The sequence below is a fragment of the Streptomyces sp. NPDC059477 genome (genome assembly GCF_042749375.1).
GTDB lineage: Bacteria > Actinomycetota > Actinomycetes > Streptomycetales > Streptomycetaceae > Streptomyces.
Window position 1 is genome coordinate 36,934 of sequence record NZ_JBHYUG010000066.1, and the last position, 8,775, is coordinate 45,708.

Below are 8,775 nucleotides of genomic sequence, written 5' to 3' on the forward strand. Positions count from 1 at the left end.
CCACCGCGTGCCGGCCGGGGGGGGGGGGGCCCCGCCCGCCCCCCCCCCCCGCCCCCCCCCGCGGGCGCCGGGCGGGTTTTCCAGCGGGCGGGGCGCCGTTCGTCTGCCCGCCGGGTGGTCGATGCAGGGCCGATGCATGACCGATGCATGGCCGATCGGATCCGTATGCATAGCGATCCCCAATCGATCACGCAAGAGGGGAATCTCGGCATGATGGGGTAGTGAATGGAGCAAATCCGTTCCCAAATCGGTCAGTTGTGGTGCTGAATGGGAAGTGCGGGGATACGCAACGGCGCACGCCCGGTACCGCGGGAGGGGTGTGCGCATCTGGCGGCTGAGAGGGGTTTGTTCGTGTCTTTCCCACACGGCACCACATCGACGACGACCGCGATCCCACCATCGCTCTCTCTCCCGGTGATCGAGGCGACGTTTCCACGGCAACTGCACCCGTATTGGCCCAGGCTCCAGGAGAAGACCCGCGCCTGGCTGCTCGAAATGCGGCTGATGCCGGCCGACAAGGTGGAGGAATATGCCGATGGACTTTGCTACACCGACCTCATGGCGGGGTACTACCTCGGTGCCCCCGATGACGTTCTCCAGGCGATAGCGGACTACAGCACCTGGTTCTTCGTCTGGGACGACCGTCACGACCGTGACATCGTGCACCGCCGCCCCGAGTCATGGCGGCGGCTGCGGCGCCGGCTGCACGCGGCGCTCGATGCTCCCACGGATCATCTGCACCACAAGGATCCCCTGGTGGCAGGGTTCGCGGACAGTGTGACGCGAGTGCTGTCGTTTCTGCCGCAGACCTGGAACGCGCGCTTCTGCCGGCACTTCCACGCGGTCATCGACGCGTACGACCGCGAGTTCCACAATCGCACGGAGGGGATCATTCCCGGCGTCGAGGAATACCTCGCACTGCGCCGGCTGACCTTCGCGCACTGGATCTGGACGGATCTGCTGGAGCCGGCCGCGGGACTGGAACTCCCGCGTTCGGTGCGCAAGCACCCGGCCTTTCGCCGGGCGGCATTGCTCAGTCAGGAATTCGCCGCCTGGTACAACGACCTCTGCTCGCTGCCCAAGGAAATCGCGGGCGCCGAGGTGCACAATCTCGGGATCAGTCTAGTCACCCATGAAGGGCTGACCCTCGAAGAATCCGTCGCCGAAGTACGGCGCCGGGTCGAGGAATGCATTTCCGGATTCCAGGTCGCCGAAAGGGAGGCATTGCGTCTCGCCGACGAACTGGACGACGGCACGGTGTCCGGAAAGAAAATCGGCGGGGCCGTCAGGTCCTGCGTCGCGAACATGCGGAACTGGTTCAGTTCCGTCTACTGGTTCCACCATGAATCCGGCCGTTACATGGTCGACAGCTGGGACGACCGGTCCACGCCCCCGTACGTCAACAACGAAGCGGCAGGTGAGAAATGACCGTCGAGTCGGTGAAGCCCGAAACCACCACCCCCGGGCCAGAGGAACTGCGTGAACCGCCCCTCGCGGGCGGCGGCCGGCCGGTCTTCGGACACGGCCTGAAACTGGCGCGCGACCCGCTCGGCTTCATGGCCGGCCTGCGCGCGCACGGCGAGGTCGTGCGACTGAAGCTCGGCCCCAAGACGGTGTACGCCGTCACCACGCCGGAGCTGACCGGCGCACTCGCCCTGGACCCCAACTACAAGATCGCCGGCCCGCTCTGGGAGTCCCTGGAGGGCTTGGTCGGCACGGAGGGCGTGGCCACCGCCAATGGCCCGCGCCACCGCCGCCAGCGGCGCACCATCCAGCCCGCGTTCCGTCTCGACGCCATCCCGGGCTACGCGTCGATCATGGAGGAGGAGGCCCACGCGCTGGCCGAGCGCTGGCGGCCGGGCGAGACCATCGAGTGCACGGGAGAGGCGTTCCGGGTCGCGGTGCGCATCGCCGCGCGCTGTCTGCTGCGCGGCGCGTACATGGACGAGCGGGCGGAGCGGCTGTGCGACGCGCTCGCCGTGGTCTTCCGGGGCATGTACCGGCGGATGGTGGTGCCCCTCGGACCGCTGTACCGGCTGCCGCTTCCGGCCAACCGGGAATTCAACCGGGCCTTGGCCGATTTGCATCTCCTGGTCGACGAGATCGTCGCCGAGCGCCGGGCATCCGGTCAAAAGCCGGACGATTTGCTGACGGCATTGCTGTCGGCGAAGGACGACAATGGTGACCCCATCGGGGAACAGGAGATCCACGACCAGGTGGTCGCGATACTCCTGCCCGGCAGTGAAACCGTCGCCTCGATGGTCATGTCGCTGCTCCACGTCCTCGCCGAACACCCGGAGCACGCGGACAAGGTGCGCGCGGAGGTCCAATCCGTCACCGGCGGGCGGCCCGTCGCATTCGAGGACGTCCGCAAGCTGCGGCACACCAACAATGTCATCGTCGAGACGATGCGTTTGCGGCCGGCGGTATGGATACTGACCCGTCGTGCAGTGGAGGACTCCGAACTCGGCGGGTATCGCATTCCGGCCGGGGCCGACATCGTGTACAGCCCGTACGCGGTCCAACGCGATCCGCGATCGTACGGCGAGAACCTTCTGTTCGATCCTGATCGATGGCTTCCGGAACGATCGCAAGATGTTCCGAAATTCGCCATGGCTCCGTTCGGTGTGGGCAATCGCAAGTGCCCGAGCGATCACTTCTCGATGGCCCTGCTGTCGCTGATCACGGCGGCCGTGGCGAACAGGTACCGGTTCGTCCAGGCGTCCGGCTCCGACGACGCGACCCGGCTGGGCATCACCCTGCGCCCGAACCGGCTGCTGCTCACGCCGGTGCCGCGGTGATCCGGGGTCCGGGTGATTCCGGCCCAGGTGACTCCGGGCCCAGGTGACCCGGTGATCCAGGGCGCGGGCCGGGCGGTCAGGCTGCCGCCGGGCCCCGGAAGGTGCGTCGGTAGGCGTTCGGGGTGATCCCCATGGCACGCAGGAACTGGTGCCGCAACGCCGCCGCCGAGCCGAACCCGGTCCGGGAGGCGATGGCGTCGACCGTCTCGTCCGTCGCCTCCAGCAGCCGCTGGGCCAGCAGCACCCGCTGGCGCAGGATCCAGCGGTAGGGCGTCGTGCCGGTCTCCTGCTGGAAGCGGCGGGCGAAGGTCCGCGGCGACATCAGGGCGCGGGCCGCCAGCTGTTCGACCGTCATCTCCTCGGCGAGGTGCTGATCCATCCAGGCCAGCACCTCGCCGACGGTGTCGCAGGGCGCGGCCGGCAGCGGGCGTTCGATGTACTGGGCCTGGCCGCCGTCCCGGTGCGGCGGCACCACCATGCGCCGGGCGATCCGGTTGGCGACCTCGGGCCCCTGCTCCTTGCGCACGAGGTGCAGACAGGCGTCGATCCCGGCCGCCGTGCCCGCCGAGGTGATCACCGGGTCGTCGTCGACGTAGAGCACGTCCGGCTCGACCTTGGCGCGCGGATAGCGCCGGGACAGCTCCTCGACGTGCAGCCAGTGCGCCGCGCAGCGCCGGCCGTCCAGCAGCCCGGCCGCGCCGAGCACGAACACCCCGGAACAGACGCTGAGCACCCGCGCGCCCCGGTCGACCGCCCGGACCAGCGCGTCCAGCAGGGGGCGCGGATAGTCCCGTACGACATATTCGTTGCCCGCCGGTACGGCGATCAGGTCGGCGCTCTCCAGGCGCTCCAGGCCGTGCGGGGTGCCCATGGTGAAGCCGGGGACGTGGGTGGTCAGGGTGGGGCCGTCGGCCGAGACCACCGCGAAGTCGTAGACCGGCAGTCCCTCGTCGCTGCGGTCCATGCCGAAGACCTCGCAGACGACGCCCAGCTCAAAGGGATGGGCGCCGTCGAGCAGGGCGACGGCCACGTTTTTCAGCATGCTGCCAGTGTGCCGCGCGCTTGGCAGGATGTCGAGGTTGTGCGGCAGTCCTGCCACTGTCGGTCAGGAGTCGCCGGAGCGACAGTGATGTCATGACTACAGAGCAGACACAAGGACTCATCGGCCTGCTGGCCGTCCTCGGCATCCTCCTCCTCGTGATCCTCCCCGCGCTGATCGGCGCGGCGCGCGAGCACCGCGTCGACCGTCAGCTCAGGGAGGCCGAGAAGGGCGACGGACCCGGGAAGAGCAACGGACCCCAGAAGCCTCAGAAGTCCTCGTCCAGGTCCACGGTGCCCTCCACCGCGACCTGGTACGCCGAGGGCCGCCGCTCGAAGAAGTTGGTCAGCTCCTGAACCCCTTGCAGCTCCATGAAGGAGAAGGGGTTCTGCGAACCGTAGACCGGCGCGAAGCCCAGCCGGGTGAGCCGCTGGTCGGCGACACACTCCAGGTACTGCCGCATCGACTCGGTGTTCATGCCGGGGAGGCCGTCACCGCACAGGTCGCGGGCGAATTGCAGCTCGGCCTCGACGGCCTCCGCGAGCATGTCGGTGACCTCCTGCCGAAGCCGGTCGTCGAACAGCTCCGGCTCCTCCTTGCGGACGGTGTCCACGACCTCGAACGCGAAGGACATGTGCATCGTCTCGTCACGGAACACCCAGTTGGTGCCGGTCGCCAGGCCGTGCAGCAGACCCCGGCTGCGGAACCAGTAGACGTACGCGAAGGCACCGTAGAAGAACAGCCCCTCGATGCACGCGGCGAAGCAGATCAGGTTCAGGACGAAGCGGCGGCGGTCGGCCGGGGTCTCCAGGCGGTCCAGCTTCTCGACCTCGTTGATCCACTTGAAGCAGAACCCGGCCTTCTCGCGGATGGACGGGATGTTCTCCACCGCGTCGAAGGCGGCGACGCGGTCCGCCGGGTCGGGGAGATAGGTGTCGAGCAGCGTCAGATAGAACTGGACGTGCACGGCCTCCTCGAACAGCTGACGGCTCAGATACAGCCGCGCCTCGGGCGAGTTGATGTGCTTGTACAGCGTCAGCACCAGGTTGTTCGCCACGATCGAGTCACCCGTCGCGAAGAACGCGACCAGCCGGCCGATGAGGTGCTGCTCGGCGGCGCTGAGCTTGGCGAGATCGGCGACGTCCGAGTGGAGGTCGACCTCCTCCACGGTCCAGGTGTTCTTGATGGCGTCCCGGTAGCGCTCGTAGAAGTCGGGGTAGCGCATCGGGCGGAGCGTCAGCTCGAAGCCCGGGTCGAGCAGGTTGGTATTACGGGTGGACATTACTGGCAGGCCTCGCAGCTCTCGGGGTTTTCGAGGGAGCAGGCGACGGCGTCGGCCTCGGGCGCCTGCTGGACGGGAATGGTGGGTTGCGCCTGGGCCGCGCGGGCGATGCGGGTCGCCGGGCGCGAGCGCAGGTAGTACGTCGTCTTCAGCCCCTGCTTCCAGGCATAGGCGTACATCGACGACAACTTGCCGATGGTCGGCGTCTCCAGGAAGAGATTCAGCGACTGGGACTGGTCCAGATACGGCGTACGGGCGGCGGCCATGTCGATCAGACCGCGCTGCGGGATCTCCCAGGCCGTGCGGTACAGCCCCCGCACCTCTTCCGGGATCCACGCGAAGCCCTGCACCGAGCCATTGGCCTCGCGCAGCGCCTCCCGGGTACGGGCGTCCCACACCCCCAGGTTCTTCAGGTCCTGCACCAGATACGAGTTGACCTGGAGGAACTCCCCGGACAGCGTCTCGCGCTTGAACAGGTTGGACACCTGCGGCTCGATGCATTCGTAGACGCCCGCGATGGACGCGATGGTCGCGGTGGGCGCGATGGCCAGCAGCAGGGAGTTGCGCATCCCGGTGGCGGCGACACGTTCCCGCAGCGCCGCCCAGCGCTCGGGCCAGGTCGTCTCGACACCGTAGTGATCGGGGTGCAGCACACCGCGCGCGGTACGGGTCTTGTCCCAGGCCGGCAGCGGGCCGTTGCGCTCGGCGAGGTCGGCGGACGCCTCGTACGCGGCCAGCATGATCCGCTCGGCGATCCGGGTGGACAGCGCCTTCGCCGCGGGCGAGTCGAAGGGCAGCCGCAGCTTGAAGAAGACGTCCTGGAGGCCCATCGCGCCCAGGCCCACCGGACGCCAGCGGGAGTTGGAGCGGCCCGCCTGCTCGGTCGGGTAGAAGTTGATGTCCACGACCCGGTCCAGGAACGTCACCGCCGTACGGACCGTCTCGTCCAGCCGCTCCCAGTCGATGTCGTTCGCGCCCTGGTCGACAAAGGCGCCCAGATTGACCGAGCCCAGATTGCAGACCGCGGTCTCGCCGTCGTCCGTGACCTCCAGGATCTCCGTGCAGAGATTCGAGGAGTGGACGACCTGGCCCGGCTCGGCGGTCTGGTTGGCCGTGCGGTTGGCGGCGTCCTTGAAGGTCATCCAGCCCTGGCCGGTCTGCGCGAGCGTGCGCATCATCCGGCCGTACAGCTCACGGGCGGGCAGCGTCTTGCGGGCCAGCCCCTTGCGCTCGGCCTCCCGGTAGGCCGCGTCGAACTCCGCGCCCCACAGATCGACCAGTTCGGGCACGTCGGCGGGCGAGAACAGTGACCAGATCCCGTCGGTGTCGACCCGGCGCATGAACTCGTCCGGCACCCAGTGCGCGAGGTTCAGATTGTGCGTACGGCGGGCGTCCTCACCGGTGTTGTCGCGCAGCTCCAGGAACTCCTCGATGTCGGAGTGCCAGGTCTCCAGATACACCGCCGCCGCGCCCTTGCGCCGCCCGCCCTGGTTCACCGCGGCCACCGAGGCGTCGAGCGTCTTGAGGAACGGCACGATGCCGTTGGAGTGCCCGTTGGTGCCGCGGATCAGGGAGCCGCGGGCACGGATGCGGGAGTAGGAGAGCCCGATGCCGCCGGCGTGCTTGGAGAGCCGGGCGACCTGGTGGTAGCGGTCGTAGATGGAGTCCAGCTCGTCCTTGGGGGAGTCCAGGAGATAGCAGGAGGACATCTGGGGGTGGCGGGTGCCGGAGTTGAAGAGGGTGGGGGAGGAGGGCAGATAGTCCAGCCGGCTCATCAGGGTGTACAGCGCGGCGACCTCGTCCAGCGCGCGGACCGTGTCGTCCTCCGCGAGTCCGGCGGCGACCCGGAGCAGGAAGTGCTGCGGGGTCTCGATCACCTGGCGGGTGATGGGGTGGCGCAGCAGATAGCGGCTGTGCAGGGTGCGCAGGCCGAAGTAGCCGAAGCGGTCGTCGGCGCCGGGGTCGATCAGCGCGTCGAGCCGGGCCGCGTGCAGCGTCACGAAGGCGGCGGTGCGGTCGGCGATCAGGCCCTCGCGGTGACCGGTCGCCACGGAACCGGTGAAGGTGGTCACGCCCTGGGAGGCGGCCTCGGCGGCGATGGAGAGGGTCAGCAGCCGGGCGGCCAGCCGGGAGTAGACGGGGTCCTCGGAGATCAGACCGGCGGCGGCCTCGGTGGCCAGCTCGCGCAGCTCCGCGCCGTCGGCCCGCGCGGACCGGCCGCGCAGGGCGGCGGCGGCCACCCGGCCGGGGTCGGCGTCGGGGAGGTCGGCGGTCAGCTCGGTCAGCGTCCGCAGCAGCGCGGCGCCGGGACCGTCGGTCTCCTCGGCGGAAGCGACTGCTGGGGCGGTTGCTGAAGCCGGATCGGCTGGCGCGATCGTCACGTGGGGCTCTCCCTCGCTCGGCACGGGGCCTCGGGGAGGGCAGGGGCCGGCGGCTCACGAGCGCACGGGGCGTCGCGTCCACCGGCCCACTCCACGAGGCCCGGACGTCATGGCACCCGGACCGGATGGCCGGGCGCGCCGTCGGCAGGTCCTCGGACTGACCAGGTGCGGGCCGTACGGGACGGATGCGCACAAGTACACCGTTGCGGGACAGTTCCGGATTCGCACCGGATTCCCCTGCGGCGACAGCGAGCATGAGCATACATCTTGTGCCGTGCTGTCGTGTCACCCCCAGATGTTGTGTCGCGCCGGTTTCAGAGTGTCAACTCGTAGGTGAGGAGAGTGAGGTCGTCCAGGTGCGGCACGGGATTCCAGTCGCGGCTTGGGGTGCGGACGAAACCGAGGCGTTCGTAGAGGCGGTGGGCGGCGTGCATGGCGCTCTGCGAGGAGAGCACGATGCGCTCCGCGTTGTCCGCGCGCTCGATGCAGGCGCGTACGAGGGCCTCGCCGGCGCCCTTGCCGCGGGCCTCCGGCGCGACCGCGAGCATACGGATCTCTGCCTCGCCGGGGCCGGCTATGTCGGCCATGGGGCCGCCGCCGACGGGCACGAAGGTGATCGTGCCGATGGCTCCCGCCGGGGTTTCGGCGACCAGGATCTCGGCGTGTTCGGCTCGTCCGGCGACGTCCTTGAGGACCGGGAGGTAGGGGTCGTCCTCGCCGTAGTCCAGGAGACCCTCACGGAGGTAGGCATGGGCGACGAGGTCCCCGAGGAGGGGGTACTCGTCCGGGGTCGCGGGTCTGATGTGGAGGTCCATGGGGGTGAGTGTGCCTCGGGGCGCCGTCTGGAGGCTGCGCATTTTCTGAGGTCCTGGGGGCCCGATGCCGTGCGTTGACCGACCGCCGTCGTGGGCTGGTCGCGCAGTTCCCCGCGCCCCTTGGGGATGGGTGCCCGTGTCGCTGTCCAGGGGGCCTGCGCAGGCCGCCGGCCGACGCGCCTCACCAGATGCCCGCGATCCCGAACCCGTACGGGACTTCCCCCCCGCCCTCTCATCCGTGAACCGAAAAACCTGGACGACACCACCCACCTCAGGGGCGCGGGGAACTGCGCGATCAACCACGACGAACCCGCACCCGTACCCGCTCAGCTCGGGGCCCTGGGAATCCCGGGTGCCGGCACCCACTTCAGGGGCGCGGGGAACTGCGCGATCAACCACGACGGACCGGCACCCTTACCCGCGAAGCCATGTGACCCGGGCCTCCCTGGTGACGGAA

7 protein-coding genes and 1 riboswitch are annotated in these 8,775 nt (G+C 69.2%); of the genes, 3 read left to right on the forward strand and 4 right to left on the reverse strand.

Annotated elements, in window-relative coordinates:
• The first annotated feature begins 414 nt into the window (after positions 1–414).
• Both cyc1 and ACFXAZ_RS27770 read left to right on the forward strand, forming a co-directional pair.
• Positions 415–1,428 (forward strand): epi-isozizaene synthase, encoded by a 1,014-nt coding sequence (cyc1, locus tag ACFXAZ_RS27765; RefSeq protein WP_384596749.1) that lies wholly within the window; start codon positions 415–417, stop codon positions 1,426–1,428.
• Positions 1,425–2,801, forward strand: a complete 1,377-nt coding sequence (locus ACFXAZ_RS27770; RefSeq protein WP_384596751.1) for a cytochrome P450 — start codon at positions 1,425–1,427, stop codon at positions 2,799–2,801. The genes cyc1 and ACFXAZ_RS27770 overlap by 4 nt, the downstream gene beginning before the upstream one ends.
• A gap of 76 nt (positions 2,802–2,877) precedes the next feature.
• Here the strand turns inward: ACFXAZ_RS27770 and ACFXAZ_RS27775 are convergent, their stop codons facing one another.
• A complete protein-coding gene (locus tag ACFXAZ_RS27775; RefSeq protein ID WP_384596753.1) occupies positions 2,878–3,843 on the reverse strand; it encodes a GlxA family transcriptional regulator in 966 nt (321 codons plus the stop codon).
• 92 nt (positions 3,844–3,935) lie between these two features.
• On the opposite strand from ACFXAZ_RS27775, the gene ACFXAZ_RS27780 reads away from it, so the two are divergent.
• The gene (locus ACFXAZ_RS27780) at positions 3,936–4,196 is read left to right on the forward strand and encodes a hypothetical protein (RefSeq protein ID WP_384596755.1); all 261 of its coding nucleotides are present in this window, start codon (positions 3,936–3,938) and stop codon (positions 4,194–4,196) included.
• Here ACFXAZ_RS27780 and ACFXAZ_RS27785 read toward each other — a convergent pair.
• From ACFXAZ_RS27785 to ACFXAZ_RS27795, 3 genes are all read right to left on the reverse strand, one after another.
• Complete coding sequence (locus ACFXAZ_RS27785) at positions 4,109–5,122, reverse strand: ribonucleotide-diphosphate reductase subunit beta (RefSeq protein ID WP_384596757.1); 1,014 nt, start codon at positions 5,120–5,122, stop codon at positions 4,109–4,111. The two genes, ACFXAZ_RS27780 and ACFXAZ_RS27785, sit on opposite strands and share 88 nt — an antisense overlap.
• A complete protein-coding gene (locus tag ACFXAZ_RS27790) occupies positions 5,122–7,503 on the reverse strand; it encodes a ribonucleoside-diphosphate reductase subunit alpha (RefSeq protein ID WP_384596758.1) in 2,382 nt (793 codons plus the stop codon). The genes ACFXAZ_RS27785 and ACFXAZ_RS27790 overlap by 1 nt, the downstream gene beginning before the upstream one ends.
• Before the next feature lie 147 nt (positions 7,504–7,650).
• A riboswitch (cobalamin riboswitch) is annotated at positions 7,651–7,740 on the reverse strand.
• A gap of 77 nt (positions 7,741–7,817) precedes the next feature.
• The gene (locus tag ACFXAZ_RS27795) at positions 7,818–8,318 is read right to left on the reverse strand and encodes a GNAT family N-acetyltransferase (RefSeq protein ID WP_384596760.1); all 501 of its coding nucleotides are present in this window, start codon (positions 8,316–8,318) and stop codon (positions 7,818–7,820) included.
• Positions 8,319–8,775 lie beyond the last annotated feature (457 nt).

Excerpts from the sequence above, each read along its gene's own strand:
- ACFXAZ_RS27770 (WP_384596751.1), top strand. The coding sequence starts at position 1,425 with ATGACCGTCGAGTCGGTGAAGCCCGAAACCACCACCCCCGGGCCAGAG.
- ACFXAZ_RS27775 (WP_384596753.1), bottom strand. The coding sequence starts at position 3,843 with ATGCTGAAAAACGTGGCCGTCGCCCTGCTCGACGGCGCCCATCCCTTT.
- ACFXAZ_RS27785 (WP_384596757.1), bottom strand. The coding sequence starts at position 5,122 with ATGTCCACCCGTAATACCAACCTGCTCGACCCGGGCTTCGAGCTGACG.
- ACFXAZ_RS27795 (WP_384596760.1), bottom strand. The coding sequence starts at position 8,318 with ATGGACCTCCACATCAGACCCGCGACCCCGGACGAGTACCCCCTCCTC.
- ACFXAZ_RS27780 (WP_384596755.1), top strand. The coding sequence starts at position 3,936 with ATGACTACAGAGCAGACACAAGGACTCATCGGCCTGCTGGCCGTCCTC.